Origin of the sequence: Photobacterium makurazakiensis, assembly GCF_050336715.1 — a bacterium.
In the GTDB taxonomy this organism is placed as follows: domain Bacteria; phylum Pseudomonadota; class Gammaproteobacteria; order Enterobacterales; family Vibrionaceae; genus Photobacterium; species Photobacterium makurazakiensis.
This window is the reverse complement of record NZ_JAKJSJ010000013.1, coordinates 41,057-61,053: the sequence shown is the minus strand read 5'-3', so window position 1 is coordinate 61,053 and position 19,997 is coordinate 41,057. Positions and strand designations below refer to the sequence as shown.

The following is a 19,997-nucleotide window of genomic DNA, read 5'->3' as shown; positions in this document are numbered from 1 at the left end:
ATTTATTCCTCGTCACTAAATAGCGCTTCAATAAACTCATCAGCAGCAAAAGGACGTAAATCTTCGATCCCTTCACCAATACCGATATAGCGGATTGGGATAGTAAACTGATCCGCGATGGCAAAAATAACCCCACCTTTCGCTGTACCGTCGAGTTTAGTCAGGGTGATCCCCGTGACTGGCGCAACATCACTAAACAGTTTTGCTTGGCTAATGGCATTTTGCCCCGTACCTGCATCGACTGTTAGCATAATTTCATGTGGAGCCTCAGGATCAACCTTTTTCATCACTCGCACAATTTTGCGCAGCTCTTCCATCAGGTTGCCTTTATTCTGCAGGCGACCTGCGGTATCGGCAATCACGACATCCACATTTTTTGCTTTTGCCGATTCAATCGCATCGAAAATCACAGATGCACTGTCGGCGCCAGTATGCTGAGCAACAACTGGGACATCATTACGCTCACCCCAGACTTGAAGCTGTTCAACGGCTGCCGCACGGAATGTATCACCTGCAGCCAACATGACAGACTTGCCTTCATTCTGGAACTGCTTGGCCAGTTTACCGATAGTGGTTGTTTTACCCACACCGTTCACGCCAACCATTAAAATAACAAACGGCTTCTTGCTAGTGTCAACAACCAAGGGTTGTTCAACTTTTGCCAGCATCTCACCAAGTTCATCTTTCAATAAGCCATACAATGCTTCACCGTCTTGCATGTCTTTACGACTTGCTTTGTCGGTCAGGTTTTCAATGATTTTTAGCGTGGTATCCATGCCGACATCAGCAACCAGTAGTTGCTCTTCCAGCTCTTCAAACAGCTCATCATCAATTTTCTTCCCGCGGAACAACCCCATAAAACCAGAACCAAAATTAGTTTTAGTTCTTTTCAGGCCATTCATCAAACGAGCAAAAAAACCTTCACTTTTTGGTTTTTCTTGTTCTACAACGTCGTCGTGACTGACGCTGCTGATAGCAGGATCAGTTTCGGCTTCTTCCTCGGCCGCTGCTTTGGCTACCGCTTCTGCTTCCGCCTCGGCTGCTGCTTTGGCTACCGCTTCTGCTTCCGCCTCGGCTGCTGCTTTGGCTACCGCTTCTGCTTCTGCCTCGGCTGCTGCTTTGGCTACTGCTTCCGCTTCTGCCTCGGCCGCTGCTTTGGCTACCGCTTCTGCTTCTGCCTCAGCTGCTGCTTTAGCTACCGCTTCTGCTTCTGCCTCGGCTGCTGCTTTGGCTATATCTGCGTCAGCATCCACATCCGCATGAGTGTTCTTTTGTTCGGTTTGCTCGGCTTGCTCTTCAGAGCCAAAACCCAGCCACGAAAATAATCCGCGTTTCTTTTTTTCTGCCATTGGCAAATCCTAGGGCTTGATTGGTACAATTTGCAGCTTAAAAACAAGTGTATACCTTAAGAGGTTTCCTAAATCGCGCATCTTAAGGTGGTTTGGGTATACTATCATTTTCTAAACGGTCGAAGAAATCTATGACGAGACGCAAACAACAAACAGGCCAAAATATGCCAAATAATCGCCGTGAAGGGTTCGTAAGGATCATCAGCGGGCGCTGGCGTGGGCGTAAATTACCCGTTCATGATGTTGAAGGTCTTCGGCCAACAACCGATCGCGTCAAAGAAACCGTCTTTAACTGGTTGGCTCAAGATTTGTTTGAGGCCAATTGCCTCGACCTATTTACCGGTAGTGGTAGCTTAAGTTTCGAAGCACTGTCACGTGGTGCAAGCCATGTCACCATGCTTGAACTGGATAAAAAGGCTGCTGAGCAACTGGAAAAAAACCGAGTTATGATTGGCGCTGATAATGCAAAAGTACACAATATGGATAGCTTGGCATTTCTAAAACAGCCAGGCACACCTTGTGATATTGTTTTTATTGATCCGCCATTTCGCAAAAACCTACTGCCAGAGGTTTTTGCCTTACTGGAAAAAAATAACTGGCTAACACCACACGCAGTTATTTACATAGAAGCAGAGAAAGAACTCGGAGAGCTAAAGACTCCAGAGAACTGGTATATGAACAAGGAAAAAACAGCCGGACAGGTCTGTTACCGTTTATTTGAAAGAGAAGAAGCATGAAAGCATTAATATTACTCGCCAAAGCTGCCATTGGTTTTGTTTGGCTCGTCCTATTGTTTAATATTTTCCACCCGTTTCCTGGCGTTGCCGCAATGGCGCTATACATTATGACAGCCTTTTTGTTCATGATGCATGGCCTACAAATGCTGATTTTTATTGGTGCTTTTGGCGATAAAATCACGATGTCGCGCTGGGAGAAATGGTCAATTTTGATTTTTGGTATCTTCGCTTTGCTCGATATCCGTCGTAAACATATGATGTAAAAAAACAAAAGCGAGGCTCTGATAGCCTCGCTTTTTTATTTGTTATCTCAGGTATTAACCTCACCAAGACACTGGTATCTAGTGACTACACATGCGATCACGATTTGCAGCTATATACTCACCTTGCTGAACAACTTTGCGGCGATCAAGCAAGAAAGACAACAAAGCATCAAACGTTAGATCTTGCTGACTACAAGTATGGAAACGAACCTCTTCGCCATATTCGTTTACCACTGCCTGCTTTAGGCTTGCTAAGGTATAGGTTGCATCATCAGCTAACAGCATATTCAAGACAGTATGGGCATGGATCTGGGTCATTGCAGCGACTCTCATTGTTTATCAGTCAATCATCACAGTGTAAAACACCCTGTGAACCACTCATTGACGCAAAACAATAAACTGCATTTTAAATGTATGTTATGAGTTATTCGTCGAATCATGCACTTGCCCGCATTGCCAGCACAACTCAAATTGGCCCTCATTTAACTCGCCACATTGATGACAGTACCATTGCGGATAATCCGTTTTTTCATAGTTACTGATCAAGTTTTGAGCCTGAACATACTGGGCACTATCAACCCACAATGTCACTTCAACCACTTCCATTGGGAGCTCTCCTGCAGCGGCAGACAGCCCTTCACCACGCAGTTGAACATCGACCCCTTCACTTTCGAGCATTCCTTTAACACAGTGTGCTTCTAGCGCATTGATCGCTTTATAAACCTGATACCATTTATCTGATGACATGTGTGCCTCCTGCCATTGAAATCGCGACCTTCACTGCATAACAATCGCCTCTTAACAAAGACGATGAGTACTTAGCTAACCAAGCAGACTAGCAACAAACAATGATTGGGCAGCAAAATAGCTCCCCATCACAAGAACCGTTGCTGATTTAAATGGCCCACGGAAGCGGTTAATGGCCAAACAGATATCCGACACCATAAAAATGAGTGCCCCGCAGAATGCCAATAAAGCCGCCGTCGTTCCAGATGTGAGCCAGTATTCACCTGCCGCCCAACCCATTTGAACTATCACAGCAATATACACCGCGACAGGTAAAATCATCTTCCCGAGAGACGGGAGTAACAAAAGAAAAACAATGACCCCTGCAGCAGCAAGCATGGCTGGTAGCCACCAAACCATTCCTCCATCAAGCTGACTCCAGAACCCAACAGAATAGGCAATGTGGGCAAATAGAAAGCTAATAAGCCCAGGAATAAAACGATCTTTGGGGAGCATTAGAAAAATATCACCGAACAGTGACAATATAAGACCTGCAATTAATGCACTATGGTATAAGCCTTCAAATTCAGCGTGCCATGCCACAATAAGTAACAGCAGCATCGTGAAAGGTTTAAAAAAATAAAATTGCCACTTAGGCCCATAATAAGAAGCCGTAATATGAACAAGAGCAGACAGAGAGATGGCTAACCAAACCCACATAGTTTCACCGTTATTGTTATGAACACCAAACTGAGTAACCCTTTGTCATCCAGAGGAAAGCATAGTTTAGAAAGTCATTACGGATTGTCTAGCAACTGACATCAATAACTGGCTCCCAATCATATTAATTTTATTCTTCTTTTTACCCCCATCAACAACATTCAATCACTAGCCTCTTCTTTATTATGGGAAAAACAAAAAGCAATCGTTTGGCATACCACTAACTAGTGAATAAGGTTTTTTACTAGTCTAGAAAGATAAGCCAAAGGTATTAACACACTTTGACAACCATAAGAAAAGCGATAAAAACAGATAATAAACAAATACTTAATTAGACAAAAGTTATATTACCACCAATAGCAACCGTTAAAGACCAAAAACCACAAAACCACCACCAATAGACAATAGCTGCTATAAAAATAGAGTTTTATTCATTTCATCTATGAGTTGAAGGTATACAGACATCTACATTTAAATTTCAGATGTTAGTTTACTGACATATCCACACGACTTGCCAGCTAAGTGGCTTTTTTRTCACTATCTATAAACCAAACAAATTAAAACTGAAAAACCCAAAAGACAAAAAGCACAAATAACAATTAAAAACAAAGACTTAAAATCGTATTACCCATCAAAAATTAAAGGAGAACAAAAAAGAAACAACACAATAAAACACAATTTTAAATGGTAAAAACCCCATAAAAAAGCCCTGATAAATTATTTTTATTACAAACACATGACATTTAAATTTGATAAATCAGTAAAAATAATGCTATTCTTATTTACATCATCTTTCTAGCAGCTTAATTAGGAGCCTAACTATGTTCACTACCTCTCAAAAACAAGGGCTTATGATGATCGCAGTGGTTGTCGGTTTAATGACGCTGCCAGTGATTTATTAAGTAAAAAAAAATTCACAAAAAAAAGGTGCCTATGGCACCTTTTTTTATGAATTTCTGCAATCACCGCACAGAGCTAAGGGGTGAGATTTATCCGGTGCCAATGCTCAGAATAAAACCAAATCGCCAGTGCCGTGACACCAATGACTAATACCGCTGCCGCAGTCCAAACAAAACGACCACTTCTTGGCGTCAATTCTTTTTCACACGCCTTACAAGCGGCAATAAAACCTTTCTTATCGTCTAGCTTATAGCCTTCTTCATGCACCGTTTTATTACGTATTGACGCCACAAAGCGTAACGTCGGAATAATTTCATGCGGCAAGCGCTCTTCACAACTGGTGATCAGCTGGTGCAAACCCTTGCCTTCAGCGTGATAATGTTCTCGCAGTAAATGTTCAATACGCCTTGAGCGCGTTACCACTAACTCAATGTTTGCCATAAATAACGATTCCTTTTTTACCTTTCTTTAACTTACCGCGAGTTGGCAATAAAACAAAGCAAAGAGACAGTGTTTTACATTTCTTCACCGAATTGATATCGCCACAAGGCATCTGAGCAATCTCCCTGAACATACTTGTTCATCAATTCCCAGCCAAGATCACGGTTTATCCGCACAGTAGTATTCTATCTTGCTTTCATCTTGAATAATGGCGTTCACACGATTTTCAAGTATCAAGGAGGACGCCAATGCCAACATGGATTGTCTTGGCTATTTTCGCTTTATTGGTTGCCGCTATTCTTTATTATGTACGTTTCTATCGTCACCATGTACTCGGTGAAAATGCACCAGAAAAAAAAATAGAGGTGCAGATCCTCGACAAGCAAAGTGTCGCAGTCATTGGTGCCAAACCCGGTGAGGACGATGAAGAATACTGGGTTTACGTTCAACCAACAAAAGGCGGCCCTAAACGTGAATTCATGGTTGGGGTTCACTACTATCACGCACTCAACCCAGGTGATAGTGGGATCATGACCTACAAAGGAGTGACCTTCTTACATTTTGCTCTTCAGCGAAATTAACGTCGAAAAATCGCACCAGCCCCCAACTACGGCACCAACCACGCCGTTTTGGGGTTTTTCGCCAATAGCCAACTCGCCCCGAGTGCCAAGGCGGTGATCACCACGGTCCAAAACGGGATCATAATAATAGGATGAAAGAAGTACCAGTCAAAGGCGCGAACCGGCCATAAAAAGATGGGGTGTAATAAATAAATACCTAAGCTATAGCGGCTCATAAAGGCTAATCGTTCAAGCCACTTTTCATTCATTCTATCGGCAACATAACGTCCAAGAACAAAAATCATTGCCGCAATAAGAGCAGTATTGAGCGTTTTATAAGACATCCAGCGGCCAACAGTATATTCATCAAATGCAAATGTCTGACTAATGACCATGTAATCTGTCAACAATAGCCCCATAACCCCGAGTGGCAATAACCACTTCAGCGTTGGCCATCTTAGCTGGTATAGGCTATAGCCAAAAACGAGGTAGCCGCTATATAAAACGAATTCATAGCTCCAAGGCCCATCAATATGAAATAAAAATAGCGTCGTCATCACCAGCCAGACAGATGTTAGGGCGATAACTGCAGTGCGATCATAACGCTGAACAAAGTAGCGGAAGAAAGGGATGACAAAATAAAGAGGGATAAAGTAATAAAAGAAACCAAGGTGATAGTAGGTTTCATGAACAGGTAATGCCTTTAGCGTTTCCCAAGCCACATTCGTTGAATAACCAGTCGGTAGCAACCCTGACAATACCGCATAAAAGATTGACCAGACAATAAATGGAAGCAGGACCTTGCCCAAGCGCCTTTGTATGTAGTATTTCAGTTCAAACGGACGTTTATCCGTCAGCATCAACGCCCCGGTTATCATAATAAAGATAGGAACGGCCCAACGGCTAAAGCTATTAAAGGTCGTTGCGGTTATCCAACTGCTACTCGAAATCTCACCAAATAACTCCCTATATGGGCCAAGTACGTGGATAACGACGACGGCAACAGCGGCCACACAGCGTAGCACGTCAAAAAAAACAACCTTATCTCGCACACATCCCCCTAAACGACAACCACGTTTTGAGTTCAATATAGCAATAGCCACTGTCACCATAAAAGGAAGACAGCGGCTTTATCTCATAAGGAACAATAAAATAGACTATTGTATTTCATGTTCTTTCCGTGACAGAGTAAATATCTGCCTATGGTTGTTGGCGAGTAGCTGCCAGAACAATCTCACGGATACACAGGTGCTGCGGCTGCTGATAAGCATAATTAATCGCGTTAGCAATATCTTGAGGTGCAATTACCCCACCCATGCCTTCTTTCCACTCTTCATAACCCGCTTTAATAGCGTCACTTGATGTATGGCTTAGCAGTTCGGTATCAACCGCACCCGGCGCAATAGTAATAAAGCGAACATTGTCATCAGCAACTTCTTCTCGAAGGTTTTCAGTAATCGCATGGACGGCAAATTTAGTTCCGCAATAAGCGGCATGATTAGGAAATGTTTTACGCCCTGCAACAGAGCTAATATTAATTACCGTACCACCCTTACGTGCTTTCATTTTCGCTAGTACGGCATGAATACCATTGAGTAACCCGAGAACATTCACATCGAACATGGTCTTCCATTCAGCCGGATCTTGTTCATGCGCTAAACCCAGTAACATCATACCGGCATTGTTAACAAGGCAATCAACAGGACCAAATTGTGCTTCCGCTTCTTCAATTGCAGCAGACACCGCTTCACCATCAGTGACATCTACCTGACGACACATAGCATTAGGTAAACCTAACGCAGTCAGACGATCAATACGACGCGCCAATAATAATAGAGGATGGCCTTGTGCAGATAATGTACGAGCAGTCGCTTCACCAATACCAGAACTTGCACCTGTGATTACAACCAAAGACTTAGACATAATTTCACCTTTTATAGACTGAGAACAGAAGCCATTGGACTCTGCCAATAACCTAACCCACCAGCGGCCGTCTGATGATGTTGGCCACTATATAGACCCTACCCATCAATGAAAAATATCAATTTATTTTGCTTACCATAAATTTTAGCTATGGATAAACACTCATGAGGTAGGAAAACAACATGCGCACCCATAAAAAAGTTATCAATTCGCTATCAAATCGTTATCAAATATAAATTATTAGAAAGCAAAGGTTCAATTTTGTGAATTAAAGCACAAATATTTTGTGCTTCATTTTCTAATCGCCTGATATTCGGTGTTATGAACTCGGTTAACAGTTGAGCAATAACCAACCAAATGCATAAACATCAGGGATAAATTGAGAGTAAAACATCACAAAAACAAAACTAAACATCAAAGAATTAACCAAAATTAGACAAAAAACCATCAAATGACATATTTAGACACAATTATATCTTGTTTCTGACATTAACAATGACGTAACCTTCTCCAAATAATAGACGTACCCATTGATGGGATTAAAACGATAAATGGAGGTCGTGATGCAATCACCTGCTTCACAGCAAACACAACAACAACCAAAGAAAACAGTTTTCACCCGTTTTCTAGATACTGTCGAGTGGCTAGGTAACCTACTACCACACCCAATTACCCTTTTTGCTCTATTCTGTTTAGCGGTTTTAGTCGCTTCAGGTGTGGCCGGTTACTTTGGCGTATCAGTTATTGACCCTCGCCCAGAAGGTGCTGCAGGCCGAGCTGCTGATGGCATGATCCATGTCGTTAGCTTATTCAACGCTGAAGGCCTACAGAAAATTGTAGCGAACCTAGTTACGAACTTCACAGGCTTTGCACCACTTGGTACCGTATTGGTTGCCATGCTTGGTGTTGCGATTGCTGAACACTCGGGCATGCTATCTTCCGCAATGCGTGGAATGGTCATGGGTGCATCGACGCGAATGGTGACACTGGTTGTCGTCTTCGCCGGTATTATCTCTAACACAGCATCTGAGCTTGGTTATGTAGTTCTAGTACCGCTTGCGGCGATGCTATTCCACTCTCTAGGTCGACACCCTCTTGCAGGTCTAGCGGCAGCCTTTGCTGGTGTATCTGGCGGCTACAGTGCAAACCTACTACTGGGTACTGTTGACCCACTGCTATCGGGTATTACCCAAACGGCAGCGCACATTATTGATCCGAACTACTCGGTTGGCCCTGAAGCTAACTGGTACTTCATGTTCGCATCAACATTTGCGATCACTATCATGGGTGCATTTGTTACCGAGAAAATCGTTGAGCCAAAACTGGGTAAATACAACCCTGAAGAAGCAAGCGAAGATCTAGGTAAGGATAAACTAGGTAAAATCACCGATCTTGAGAAGAAAGGCTTGAAAATGGCCGGCCTAGCAGCACTCGTTGTTGCAGCGCTACTTGCTCTTACGATCGTGCCGGAAAATGGCATCCTACGTCACCCAGACACCGGTCTTGTGGCAGGCTCACCATTCCTGAAAGGCATCGTAGCATTCATCTTTGTTTTCTTCGCCGTCCCTGGTTTTGTTTACGGTAAAGTCGTTGGCACCATGAAGAACGACCGCGATGTAATTGATGCAATGTCGAAGTCAATGTCTTCAATGGGCATGTACATTGTACTGGTATTCTTTGCTGCACAGTTTGTTGCTTTCTTTAGCTGGACAAACTTCGGTCAAGTCTTTGCAGTTGGTGGTGCAGACTTCCTACAGTCTATCGGCCTAACCGGTCCTTCACTGTTCTTTGCATTCATCCTAATGTGTGGCTTCATCAACCTGATGCTAGGTTCAGCGTCTGCACAATGGGCGGTAACTGCACCGATCTTTGTGCCAATGCTAATGCTGGTTGGCTATGCGCCTGAAACCATTCAAGCGGCTTACCGTATTGGTGATTCGGTGACCAACATCATCACACCAATGATGAGCTACTTCGGTATGATTTTGGCTGTTGCGACCCGCTACAAGAAAAATCTTGGCTTGGGTACACTGATTTCAACCATGCTGCCATACTCGATTGTATTCACTGTGGGCTGGAGCCTGATGTTCTACCTATGGGTATTCGTATTCGGTATCCCTGTTGGTCCTGGCTCAGCAACCTTCTACAACATTGCTGGCTAATACGCACCGCTATATCGTGCGATATGCTTAAAATCAAAACGCCGGGCCTTTGCCCGGCGTTTTATTTTGCACTTCACCATTGTGATACCCCCATAAGCCTTTATCATCATGGCATGCCTTTTTCTGCGGGTTACCACTATGGACTTACGCTTACTCCGTTTTTTTGTCGCCGTTTACGAAGAAAAAAATATCACACTCGCTGCCGAGCGCTGTTTTGTTTCCCAACCCTCAATTTCAAATGCAATTAAACAATTGGAAGCTGAGCTGAACACACCACTGTTCGAGCGTCATAAAAAAGGCGTGAACCTCAGCGATGAAGCGCATTACCTATACCCGCTAGCGGTCAGGCTCCTGGCTGATGTAAATCGCCTGCCGAGCCTATTCCAGCAACGTACTGAGTGCTTATCACTTAAACTAGGTAACTTTCCCGACTTAAGCCAATCCGAGCTGGCCGATGTCATGGCAAAGCTAAACGCAGATGTGCCGAATCTACTACTCGAACTCGTCGATCATGATGCCACCGCAGATGGCAGGATAACGCTGGATATGTTTAAAGGAGATGATGAGATATTTCTGCCACTATGGGATGAAGATTATGTGCTATGCATGTTGCCAGACCACCCATTAGCCCAGCATCAGCTGGTGCGCCCAGATCAGCTCCACCAGCATGACTTTATCGAATGCCCACCTTGCGAGGCACATCAGCAAACTATTGGCTTACTTGCCTGTGATGGCTTAGCCGTTAACTTGGTTGCCAAGGCCGAACATAAGACTCAAGTGATGCACTTAGTGCAGGCAGGGCTCGGGATTTCTTTTTTGCCGACCGGAGTGCTGGAAACGGCAAAGCGATTGGTAACAGTACCACTTGATGGCCCACGGATGTTTCGACGGTTAGGGCTTTGCTACCCTGCCAACAAAACACTCAACCCTGCCTTGGCCGCGGCAGTGAAAGCGCTAAGCCAGTATCAAAAATAACGCGTCTTCCCTGATTTAGGCACTGACAGACTGGGGCGTTGCCTGTAAGTAAGAGGATGACCACTTCAATGCTGACTGGTAACTCCAAATAACTCGCTCTTCACTAATTGCTAGCTGCTCACAGCAAGAACTCACGCAATCCCAATCCGCCTGTTCATAAGCATCAAGCAAAGTCAGTACCAGTCCTAATTCCCCTTCCCGCTTTAGGAGTGCATCGCACATATCAGGCTCAAGAGGAAGCAGAGGAATTAGCTCCTCTAAAGGGCTATCTAACAGTGCATCTATCAATGAAAATAGCCCCGTTAAAAAGGCTTTTTCGCCCGCAATGGCTAAACCGCTGCTATTGGCGAGCACTTCACACATTCGGCCCCGCTGAAGAGACATTGCATACAGCTCGCGCGGCTTATCTATCGAAGCTTGTGCCGTCGCCACCGCACTGACAAACATCTTCAGCTTATCTTCTCCGAGATAGACCAGGGCTTGGCGGAAGGTACTGATCGGAACCAAAGTACGGCTCGCAGCAGTATTTACATAACGCAATAACAAATATGACAATGAGACATCTGCAATGATGATTTTTTCAATGCGATCAAAATTAACGTCTTCACGGCATACCTCTTGAAGTAACCGCAAAGTCGAAAGCCGCTCTGGCTCGACCAATCGGTTTTTCACTAGTTCTGGCTTGCTAAAATAGTAGCCTTGGAAAAAATGAAAACCCGCATTGAATGTCACCATAAAGTCTTCATGCGTTTCAACTTTTTCGGCTAAGAACATCAGCTTACGATGGCGGTTCTGAGAAACATACTCACACGCAACGGTAAGACCAATGGTCATCAAATCAAGTTTAATGATATGCACATAGGGCAAGAATCGCTGCCAGCGTTTATCCATATCAAAATCGTCTAACGCAATCAGATATCCAAGTTTATTCAGTCGGCGAATCGCAAGAAACAGCTCATCATCTGGCTCGCAACTTTCCAGCACCTCGATCACAACCTGCTTTTTCGGCAGCAAAGTGGGCAATAACCGGATCAGGCTTTGATACGGAAAATTTATGAAGTTGCGTTTTCCTCTGGTCGCTGGGTTTTCGCCTACCGCCATAAAGTTTTCAACCAGCAAGCGGCAGGTTGCCTTATTTTCCTCGATGTCAGGAAAAGCATTACTCTCGCCATCACGAAACAACAGTTCATATCCAGCTGTTCGCTGCTGACGATTAAAAATAGGCTGACGTGCGACATAGGAATACATGGTAGAGCTACAACCCCGAGCATCAAAGCAATAAACAAGAACAAAGCCTAGGTCAGTATACTACTGTCCTATCTGTCATTAGACGACGATTATGCCTTTGCTGTCGCCAGCAATGCACCGCAGCCAATAAACATCGAACCAAAAATACGATTCAGCCCAGCCATCACACGCTGCGAGCGAATATAATGTGCAAGACGTGACGCCAGTGCAACGTATGCCAGCATCACCAAAGTATCAACAGCAACAGTCGTCACACCTAAGATCAATAATTGTTCAGCCTGAGGCAGTGTCGGGGTTAAGAATTGCGGAAATAATGCAACTAAAAAGACCACTGTTTTTGGGTTAGTTAAATTCACTAGCACGGCTTGTCGGCATAATTGATAACCTGAAATATTGTCCATTGCCGTACTGACCGACAACGTGGCCTGTTCACGCCATTTCTGAACGCCAAGCCAAATTAAATAAGCCACACCCACCCACTTGATCAATGTAAACGCTTCGGCTGATTGAGCAATCACCGCGCCAAGCCCGATACCAACCAAACCAATATGAATCGCAAGGCCAATTTGTAAGCCCAGTATTGAGGCCAGCGATTTGCGCCAGCCATAGACCATACCATTGCTGATCGAATTCACCGTACCAGACCCCGGCGCGAGGCTAAATACAATGGCCGTCACGAGGTAAGCCAACCACACATCAATATTCACAATATTCCTCTCTTTACCTGATAGCCCGTCATTTATCACCACTTACGACGAATAACGGCGATGATTGACATCAAAACACATAAAATCGCGACACGTTAACAGTAGTTCATGATTAAAGGCAACACGATCATGTACTTCCTTCCCGCTCAGTAGGTTATACTTGCCAATGTTGCTGATTATCAGGAAGCCAAATGACCATTCAACCTCCCCATTATTTTAATTTTACCCAAGAACCTCATTACCTCAAAACAATGGCGGGGCCAATCACCGAGCTTTGGCAGCAACGTAAAGAAGGTGCTTTCAGCGGTGTCGACCAACTCTCGATTCATTGGGCGGCTTTTACACCGAATAACTCAAGTAAAATGATCCTGCTAGTTAACGGGCGAGTCGAAAGCTATTGGAAATACCAAGAGCTAATCTATGACTTAGTGCAACAGGGTTATGACGTCTATGCGATTGATCATCGAGGACAAGGTATGTCAGATCGCCTCACGAACGATAACGAATTGGGTCATGTTGAAGAGTTCTCCGACTATGTTACCGATCTAGAAACTTTTTTCAGAACTGAAATCGCACCGAAAAACTACCAACAGCATTTCATGCTCGCGCATTCGATGGGCGGGACGATTGGCAGCTTGTTTCTAGCTCACAACCCTGATCTCATCGACAGTGCCGTACTCAGTGCTCCCATGCACGGTATTAACATCAAGAACTGGATGCGGCCGATTGCCTCACCCCTCGCACGCGTTGTTGAGCAACTTCAGCGTCAACCTAATTATGCCCCTGGGCAAGTCCCCTATTACCCTAAGCCCTTCACTGGGAATCCTTTATGCCAAAGCGAGGTACGTTACCAGTGGTTTCGCGACCTCTATGATACCAAGCCAGAGCTTAAAATTGGTGGGCCGAGTGCCCGTTGGGTCTGGCAAGGTATTGCAGCCGCAAAACAGTGCATTGAGCTTGCCTCGCAGATCACGACACCCGTGCTGTTACTGCAAGCCAGTCACGATACCATCATTGATAATCAAGCTCATCACCGCTTCTGTCAAGCGATGCAAAGTGCCGAAAGGCAATGCCAGCTCCAAGTCATTGACGGGGCTCGCCACGAGTTGTTATTTGAGAGCGATACCTACCGTCAGCCGGTACTCACGGCGACCATCAATCACTTTCGGAAGGCGGAAATAGCAAAACTGTAAATTAACCTCCTTATTATTGAGTGTTCTGGTTTACTATTCATGCTGCTTTCTCCCAAAGTGCCTTCTGTCGGGATAGGCAACCTTCATGGCTGCTAACCTTTGATGTTGTGATATCACTTTGGGCCTCTGTTCCTATAGCGAGAGGTTTCATGTACCAAATTATTGCATCCGATTTAGATGGCACTTTGCTGACCCCTGAGCATAAGCTTGCCCCTTATACCAAAAACGTGCTGAACCAACTGCACCAACAAGGCAAAGACTTCATCTTCGCAACAGGTCGCCACCATATTGATGTCGCAGGCATGCGAGAGGAATTGGGCATTCCGGCTTATATGATCACCTCGAATGGTGCTCGCGTGCATAACTGCAAGGGTGAGGTAGTTTTCAAACAAGATCTACCCGCTTCGATCGTTAGTGGTCTAGTAGCACTCACCAAAAATGACCCAGAGCTAAAAATTCATATCTACCGCAATGATGATTGGCTGCTAAATGCAGAAGACCCAGCCTTGCGTGATTTCCACGAGACTTTTTGCTATCAGTTATTCGATGTCGACAACCCACCGCAAGAGGGAGTCGCAAAAATATTCTTTACTCGCGATGATCGTGACCATGACAAGTTGGTTGAGTGGGAAGAGCGTTTCAATGAGCACTTTGGCGATCGCGCCAACATTGCCTTTTCAACACCTTGGTGCTTAGAGGTTATGGATGCCGGCGTTTCAAAAGGCCATGCATTAGAAGCCGTCGCAAAAGAAAAAGGCTGCACCCTTGCCGACTGTATTGCCTTTGGCGACGGCATGAACGATGTCGAGATGCTCAGCATGGCGGGGAAAGGACTGGTCATGGGCACCTCTCACGAAAAAGTGAAAAAAGCGCTGCCTGAAAACGACATTATCGGATCTTGCCAAGACGAGGCCGTGGCTCACTATCTGACTGATATGTTCTTAAAGTAAAGCCGAGTTACGTTACCAATATAATGCTGAAACAAAAGCTGCCACATAGGCAGCTTTTTCATTATTGCTAATAGGCTAACAACTAGAACTGCCCGGTCATTTGTAATATCTCCTGCCACTGTGCTTTCGTGACCGGCATAATGCTTAAACGATTACCGCGCTTTACCAATGGCATCGCTTCCAGTAATGGATTCGCCTTCATCCGCTTGAGTGACACTAAGCGTAAATGACGCTGATATTCAATATCCACCATGATCCAACGCGGGTTATCAGGGGCTGATTTCGGGTCAAAATAAGGCCCTTCCGGATCAAATTGGAAATGATCGGGATAAGCTTCTTTCACTACCTTGGCAATCCCCACAACGCCAACATCTTTACAAGAAGAATGGTAGACAAACACTTCATCACCCAGCTTGATGTCATCTCGCATCATATTGCGTGCTTGATAGTTCCTGACCCCTTCCCAGCAAGAAACTTTTTGCTGTTTTAAGGTGTCTATGGAAAAAGTATCTGGCTCTGTCTTAAATAACCAATACGCCATCCTAGTACTCTTCTTTTTTATCTGATATCACTGACTTTAGCTCCAACCTACCACAATAAGGGAACCTGATGACACTCCAACGAACAGCCTTCGCCACCTCAGTGGCAGTGCTCACCTTACTTGCGGGGTGTGCCAGTAACCCAACACCACAGCCAGATACCGCCAGCCCGACCACACAGTCACCCGCAGAAGACGGGAAAGTACAAGCCTTCATGCTTCGCGGCAATGTGGTTATTGGCCATGAAAACCGCAGTATCCAACCTTGCGGCAGCAGCCAGCAATACTGGCTCCAACTCCCCTCCAGTATGCAGCAGGATATCAATACCATCACACGTCCAGGCTACGAGCCAATGTACGGTGAATTCATCGGTTTTCTGGAGCCAGTGCCTGAAGATGGCTTTGCAGCAGGCTATGATGCACGCTTTACCGTCAAACAAATCAACTTACTATCGAGTGAAATGCGCCAAGGCTGCCAGCGGCCTCCTCGTACAACTCGTGCTTTTGGTAATGAACCAGGGTGGAGTATTGAGATAGAGAACGGTCAAGCAACTCTAGTCCGTATTGGCCAAGCCGAAGCACAGCAAAACATCACCACGCAGTATATTCAAAGCGGGCAACAACAATACTCAGGCAAAGACTTCTCGTTGGTCATGACCAAAAATAAGTGTAACGACACCATGAGTGATTCGTTATTTGGCTGGCAAGCCAAATTAAACTGGCAGGGAAAACAATATCAGGGCTGTGCAACTGTTGGGGCCACAGATGTAACCAAAGGGTGGGTCGGGCAATATCAAGGCACCAGTATGATAGGCGAGACCCCCACTCTTACCACAACCATTGAACTCAAGCCTGATCATTCCGCGATAACTCGCTACGACTACCCGTCAGGTGAGCCGAGCCTCAAAGAAAATGGCTTTTGGCAACAAGTCAGCCCAACCCAAGTCAAAGTCACGATGGTGAGCCTGCAAGGGCGCCGATTGATCAGCGAGCGCTTGTTCACATTTGACAATAGCGCGCTAACAACCCAGGAAGAAACGATCAACGGGCAAACCTTCCCGCTTAGCGGCAATGGACTTGAGCTTGAACGGCAGCCACACACTCAGCCCTAGTTAACGTCATGCATTGCTAGTTGCGTTCAGGGTATGCCACACTCTGTGGTATGCCCTATTTAGCCTAATATTATCGCCATGAGTAACCAACAAGCCTGCCCTCGCTGCGGGTTCCACCACAACTGTATCTGCTATGCTGAACCTGATCTCCATTGCGAGATCCCGTTTATTTTACTGACTCACCCGAAAGAGCTCGGCAAAGACACCAATACAGGTGCCTTAATGGCACGCAGTTTGCCCCACTGCGAACGCCAAATATGGGATCGCGTCAACCCACCTCAAGCATTGCTCAAGATGCTCGCCAGCCCACAATATCAGCCATGGTTACTGTTTCCGGGGGATGAGACAATCCCAGCAACCCCATACCGTAAGCACACAGGCAAAACTCCGTTGGTGATCATACTTGATGCAACGTGGCAAGAAGCGCGCAAAATGGTGCGCCGCAGCCCGTGGCTAGCCAGTTTACCTCGGCTTGAACTCTCACCGACCTCGCGCTCAGCATACCAACTCAGGCGTAACCAACAGCCGGGGAATTTATGCACTTGCGAGGCTGGCATTGTCGTGCTTGAGCAGCTCGGCTACCCCCTTGACGCTCAACACCTTCAGCATTACTTCAATGCTTTTATCGAGGTTTTTCAAGCCGACAAGAGCGGGCACAAGAAAAACGGCTGAGAGCTTGGTTAAGCTGAACAATGCCTGAGTGTTTCTTATTATTTCGCTAACTCCGCTTGATCAATGGCTAAAATATCACCTACACTAAAACCGACTGACTAGTCGGTTTTAGTGTCGATGTACGCAACCACGGAGAGTAACCCAATGACGGTAGTGGAAAAAATCAATGTCACACCTAGCCTTTGCCAGCAAATGGACAGTACGCTGGCGGCACAAAAAGCCGCTTATCAAGCCGCTCCCATGCCATCATTCGAGCAACGTAAAGAACAGTTGATTGCTCTCAAAAGTGCGCTTAAAAAACATAAAACTGCACTTTGCCAAGCACTAGAGCAAGATTATGGGCAACGCAGCCATCAAGACAGCTTGATTGCTGACATTATGCCAAGTATTGCGAACATTAATTACAATTTGCGCCGGCTGAAAAAGTGGATGAAACCCTCTCGGCGTCATGCAGGCCTCATGCTTGCCCCGGCAAAAGTCAGTGTCCATTACCAACCTGTTGGGGTCGTTGGGATCATCGTGCCATGGAACTTTCCAGTAACCCTTAGCCTCGGCCCACTCATTACCGCTATCGCGGCGGGCAACCGTGCGATGCTCAAACTTAGTGAGTTTACGCCTGCCACCAATAGAGTACTGAAATCCTTATTGGCTGAAGCCTTTGATGGCAACTGCGTCGCAGCGTTTGAAGGTGAAGCCGATGCTGCTGCGTATTTCAGTCAGCTCTCGTTTGATCACCTTATTTTTACTGGTTCGACGGCCGTTGGTCATCATGTCATGCGTGCCGCTGCCGATAACTTAACCCCTGTCACTTTAGAGTTGGGTGGGAAATCTCCCGTATTGATCGCCGATGACATTCCTATGAACCTCGCGGTTGAACGGATGATTTTTGGCAAATGCATGAACGCAGGACAAATTTGCGTCGCACCCGACTATGTTTTAGTGCCAGAAGGGCGTGAAAAAGAATTTGTCGATGAGTTTAAGCGCCAATTTAATTGCCTTTATCCCAACGGCGCGGCCAATCGAGATTTTTCATCGGTGATTAGCCCCCGCCAATATCAGCGCTTAATTAGCTGGCTTGACGAGGCACAATCGCTGGGGGCGACCGTTCACCCGTGCCATGATAACGCCCGCGATAATGAACAGCACCGGATGATCCCGCACCTTCTTACTGATGTTGCGCCTGAAGCAACCTTAATGCAGCAAGAGATCTTTGGTCCTCTTCTGCCTGTTATCGGCTATCAAGACCTTGAACAAGCGATCAACTATATCCAAGAGCGGCCCCGTCCATTGGCCTTATACCTAATGAGCCTTAATGTTGAAACACAAGAGCGGGTCAAGCTGGCTACTCACTCCGGCGGAATGGGTATAAATGAAACGGTCCTGCATGTCGCAGCAGATGACGCCCCGTTTGGCGGCATTGGCCCTTCAGGTATGGGTCACTATCACGGCAAAGAAGGATTCTTAACACTCTCACATGCCAAAACCGTGTTATCACGTGGTACATTCACCACGGCAAAGCTAATCATCCCACCCTATGGCCGATGGTGGCAAAAACTAATGTTAGCTTTCTTTATGCGATAGGAGAAAATGGTGAGTAAGCAACAACAGATCCTGCAAACCGCCCTCACACTATTTGCCCAGCAGGGCATTAGCACAACCACGACCGCGAGCATTGCTAAGCAAGCGGGCGTGGCAACGGGCACCTTATTCCATCATTTCCCGACCAAACAAGCGCTCATTCGGGCGCTGCATCTAGCAACGAAAACGAAATTAGCCACCGCAATGACCTCTCAGCCGCCAGAAGGAACGTTGCGCCAGCAAGTGCTGCATTACTGGGAGCAAGCACTGCACTGGGCACAGTCACACCCGGACGACATACAGTTCATGTTGCTGTTCAATCACGATCCTGATTACACCCTGAGTGAACACCACGACTATATGGCGGCCACCATGGGGTTTCTGCCAGCGCTCATTAACCAAGCACAACAGCAGCACCTACTGGCTCCCCTGCCGCAGACATTGATTTTAAATTTTTGCCATCACCACTTTTTATCCACTGCTCGATTGTTTGCCGAGCAACCGGATCTTGCCACGCAGCCGGCATATCAAGATGGCGCATTCCACATACTGTGGCAGGCTCTGCAGCCAACCGACTACGCGTAAAGTTGACAAGATCATGAGACAAAAACAAAAAACGGGAGCCTAGGCTCCCGTTTATGCGCTGATAGCAAGCAACTGATTATGCTTGGTTATTCGCGTACTGGCTTAGCTCTTCAACGCTAACCGCTGTAATGAATTCACCATCTAGGTAGAAATTCACATCATCACCCGCTTTCTCGCCACGCAGTACCACGCTCTCGCCACCTTGATAAACGACATTCATTTCCAATGTTTTGTCATCTAACTGACGAAAGCTTGCTGCTTCAATATCACTGTTTTGAACGCTTGCTAGAGGTACTGTCGTCATTGACGGATCGAGTTTGTCGTTTACTTTGAAAATGGCATCGACTGGCGTATCTGCTACTGCTGGTGATTTGCCGGTAATTGGGTTCTTACCCGTCCAGAATTCAACCGAGTTAAAGATGAACAAATCAGCCGTTGCTGCAATACCATATACTGGGCTAAGCAAAACAAATAGGCCAGCACGGCCATAGCGGTTATCAACAGCGCTTAGGTTTGCTTTGGTCACTAGTTGAGATGTGCCCATCTGGCCAATACAACCTGTTAGTGATGTAGCAAGAATGGTCATCGCGACAGCTTTCATTGCGATCTTTTTCATCAAGGTTAACTCCAAAAGTTTTTATAATTAAAATAAAGCGGG

General features: G+C 45.8%; 22 protein-coding genes. 11 read left to right on the top strand and 11 right to left on the bottom strand.

Going from position 1 to position 19,997, the window contains the following annotated elements:
- Positions 1 to 2: 2 nt before the first annotated feature.
- Positions 3 to 1,349, bottom strand: a complete 1,347-nt coding sequence (gene ftsY / locus L4D09_RS05810; RefSeq protein ID WP_428456547.1) for a signal recognition particle-docking protein FtsY — start codon at positions 1,347 to 1,349, stop codon at positions 3 to 5.
- 131 nt (positions 1,350 to 1,480) lie between these two features.
- On the opposite strand from ftsY, the gene rsmD reads away from it, so the two are divergent.
- Together rsmD and L4D09_RS05800 are read left to right on the top strand one after the other, a co-directional pair.
- Entirely contained in the window at positions 1,481 to 2,086 is a 606-nt protein-coding gene (gene rsmD, locus L4D09_RS05805; RefSeq protein ID WP_428456546.1) for a 16S rRNA (guanine(966)-N(2))-methyltransferase RsmD, read from the top strand.
- Positions 2,083 to 2,349 carry a DUF1145 domain-containing protein gene (locus L4D09_RS05800; protein WP_428456545.1) on the top strand — a complete coding sequence of 89 codons (267 nt, stop codon included), beginning with the start codon at positions 2,083 to 2,085 and terminating at the stop codon, positions 2,347 to 2,349. Before rsmD ends, L4D09_RS05800 begins: the two co-directional genes overlap by 4 nt.
- Before the next feature lie 78 nt (positions 2,350 to 2,427).
- Here the strand turns inward: L4D09_RS05800 and L4D09_RS05795 are convergent, their stop codons facing one another.
- The 4 genes from L4D09_RS05795 to L4D09_RS05780 all read right to left on the bottom strand — a co-directional run bounded on the left by L4D09_RS05795 (position 2,428) and on the right by L4D09_RS05780 (position 5,136).
- Positions 2,428 to 2,667, bottom strand: a complete 240-nt coding sequence (locus tag L4D09_RS05795; protein WP_428456544.1) for a YecH family metal-binding protein — start codon at positions 2,665 to 2,667, stop codon at positions 2,428 to 2,430.
- Positions 2,668 to 2,766: 99 nt separating this feature from the next.
- Entirely contained in the window at positions 2,767 to 3,096 is a 330-nt protein-coding gene (locus L4D09_RS05790) for a putative signal transducing protein (RefSeq protein WP_428456543.1), read from the bottom strand.
- A 75-nt stretch (positions 3,097 to 3,171) separates the two neighbouring features.
- Complete coding sequence (locus L4D09_RS05785; protein WP_428456542.1) at positions 3,172 to 3,795, bottom strand: lysoplasmalogenase; 624 nt, start codon at positions 3,793 to 3,795, stop codon at positions 3,172 to 3,174.
- Positions 3,796 to 4,770: 975 nt separating this feature from the next.
- Positions 4,771 to 5,136 (bottom strand): DUF4145 domain-containing protein, encoded by a 366-nt coding sequence (locus tag L4D09_RS05780; RefSeq protein WP_428456541.1) that lies wholly within the window; start codon positions 5,134 to 5,136, stop codon positions 4,771 to 4,773.
- 248 nt (positions 5,137 to 5,384) lie between these two features.
- On the opposite strand from L4D09_RS05780, the gene L4D09_RS05775 reads away from it, so the two are divergent.
- The gene (locus L4D09_RS05775) at positions 5,385 to 5,717 is read left to right on the top strand and encodes a DUF2500 domain-containing protein (RefSeq protein WP_428456540.1); all 333 of its coding nucleotides are present in this window, start codon (positions 5,385 to 5,387) and stop codon (positions 5,715 to 5,717) included.
- Between the two features lie 26 nt (positions 5,718 to 5,743).
- Here the strand turns inward: L4D09_RS05775 and L4D09_RS05770 are convergent, their stop codons facing one another.
- Both L4D09_RS05770 and L4D09_RS05765 read right to left on the bottom strand, forming a co-directional pair.
- Positions 5,744 to 6,748: an acyltransferase gene (locus L4D09_RS05770; RefSeq protein WP_428456539.1), complete on the bottom strand. Its 1,005-nt coding sequence runs from the start codon at positions 6,746 to 6,748 to the stop codon at positions 5,744 to 5,746.
- 148 nt (positions 6,749 to 6,896) lie between these two features.
- Complete coding sequence (locus tag L4D09_RS05765) at positions 6,897 to 7,619, bottom strand: SDR family oxidoreductase (protein WP_428456538.1); 723 nt, start codon at positions 7,617 to 7,619, stop codon at positions 6,897 to 6,899.
- Positions 7,620 to 8,182: 563 nt separating this feature from the next.
- Here L4D09_RS05765 and L4D09_RS05760 point away from each other — a divergent pair.
- Positions 8,183 to 9,781, top strand: a complete 1,599-nt coding sequence (locus L4D09_RS05760) for an AbgT family transporter (protein ID WP_428456537.1) — start codon at positions 8,183 to 8,185, stop codon at positions 9,779 to 9,781.
- Positions 9,782 to 9,919: 138 nt separating this feature from the next.
- Positions 9,920 to 10,756, top strand: a complete 837-nt coding sequence (locus L4D09_RS05755) for a LysR family transcriptional regulator (protein ID WP_428456536.1) — start codon at positions 9,920 to 9,922, stop codon at positions 10,754 to 10,756.
- A gap of 15 nt (positions 10,757 to 10,771) precedes the next feature.
- Here the strand turns inward: L4D09_RS05755 and L4D09_RS05750 are convergent, their stop codons facing one another.
- Together L4D09_RS05750 and rhtB are read right to left on the bottom strand one after the other, a co-directional pair.
- Positions 10,772 to 12,004: an EAL and HDOD domain-containing protein gene (locus tag L4D09_RS05750; protein ID WP_428456535.1), complete on the bottom strand. Its 1,233-nt coding sequence runs from the start codon at positions 12,002 to 12,004 to the stop codon at positions 10,772 to 10,774.
- Positions 12,005 to 12,093: 89 nt separating this feature from the next.
- Positions 12,094 to 12,711 carry a homoserine/homoserine lactone efflux protein gene (gene rhtB, locus L4D09_RS05745; protein WP_428456534.1) on the bottom strand — a complete coding sequence of 206 codons (618 nt, stop codon included), beginning with the start codon at positions 12,709 to 12,711 and terminating at the stop codon, positions 12,094 to 12,096.
- A 191-nt stretch (positions 12,712 to 12,902) separates the two neighbouring features.
- Here rhtB and L4D09_RS05740 point away from each other — a divergent pair, with 191 nt between their 5' ends.
- On the top strand, positions 12,903 to 13,904 hold the full coding sequence (locus L4D09_RS05740) for an alpha/beta fold hydrolase (RefSeq protein WP_428456533.1): 1,002 nt from the start codon (positions 12,903 to 12,905) through the stop codon (positions 13,902 to 13,904).
- Positions 13,905 to 14,053: 149 nt separating this feature from the next.
- The gene (locus L4D09_RS05735; protein ID WP_428456532.1) at positions 14,054 to 14,854 is read left to right on the top strand and encodes a Cof-type HAD-IIB family hydrolase; all 801 of its coding nucleotides are present in this window, start codon (positions 14,054 to 14,056) and stop codon (positions 14,852 to 14,854) included.
- An 82-nt stretch (positions 14,855 to 14,936) separates the two neighbouring features.
- Here L4D09_RS05735 and L4D09_RS05730 read toward each other — a convergent pair whose 3' ends face one another.
- On the bottom strand, positions 14,937 to 15,395 hold the full coding sequence (locus L4D09_RS05730) for an EVE domain-containing protein (RefSeq protein ID WP_428456531.1): 459 nt from the start codon (positions 15,393 to 15,395) through the stop codon (positions 14,937 to 14,939).
- 68 nt (positions 15,396 to 15,463) lie between these two features.
- Here L4D09_RS05730 and L4D09_RS05725 point away from each other — a divergent pair, with 68 nt between their 5' ends.
- The 4 genes from L4D09_RS05725 to L4D09_RS05710 all read left to right on the top strand — a co-directional run bounded on the left by L4D09_RS05725 (position 15,464) and on the right by L4D09_RS05710 (position 19,339).
- Positions 15,464 to 16,504 (top strand): COG3650 family protein, encoded by a 1,041-nt coding sequence (locus L4D09_RS05725; protein WP_428456530.1) that lies wholly within the window; start codon positions 15,464 to 15,466, stop codon positions 16,502 to 16,504.
- A 78-nt stretch (positions 16,505 to 16,582) separates the two neighbouring features.
- Positions 16,583 to 17,176 (top strand): tRNA-uridine aminocarboxypropyltransferase, encoded by a 594-nt coding sequence (locus tag L4D09_RS05720; RefSeq protein WP_428456529.1) that lies wholly within the window; start codon positions 16,583 to 16,585, stop codon positions 17,174 to 17,176.
- Between the two features lie 144 nt (positions 17,177 to 17,320).
- On the top strand, positions 17,321 to 18,757 hold the full coding sequence (locus L4D09_RS05715) for a coniferyl aldehyde dehydrogenase (protein WP_428456688.1): 1,437 nt from the start codon (positions 17,321 to 17,323) through the stop codon (positions 18,755 to 18,757).
- A gap of 9 nt (positions 18,758 to 18,766) precedes the next feature.
- A complete protein-coding gene (locus L4D09_RS05710) occupies positions 18,767 to 19,339 on the top strand; it encodes a TetR/AcrR family transcriptional regulator (protein WP_428456528.1) in 573 nt (190 codons plus the stop codon).
- A 76-nt stretch (positions 19,340 to 19,415) separates the two neighbouring features.
- On the opposite strand, the gene L4D09_RS05705 is transcribed toward L4D09_RS05710, so the two are convergent.
- Positions 19,416 to 19,955, bottom strand: a complete 540-nt coding sequence (locus L4D09_RS05705) for a DUF3332 domain-containing protein (protein WP_428456527.1) — start codon at positions 19,953 to 19,955, stop codon at positions 19,416 to 19,418.
- Between the last annotated feature and the right edge of the window lie 42 nt (positions 19,956 to 19,997).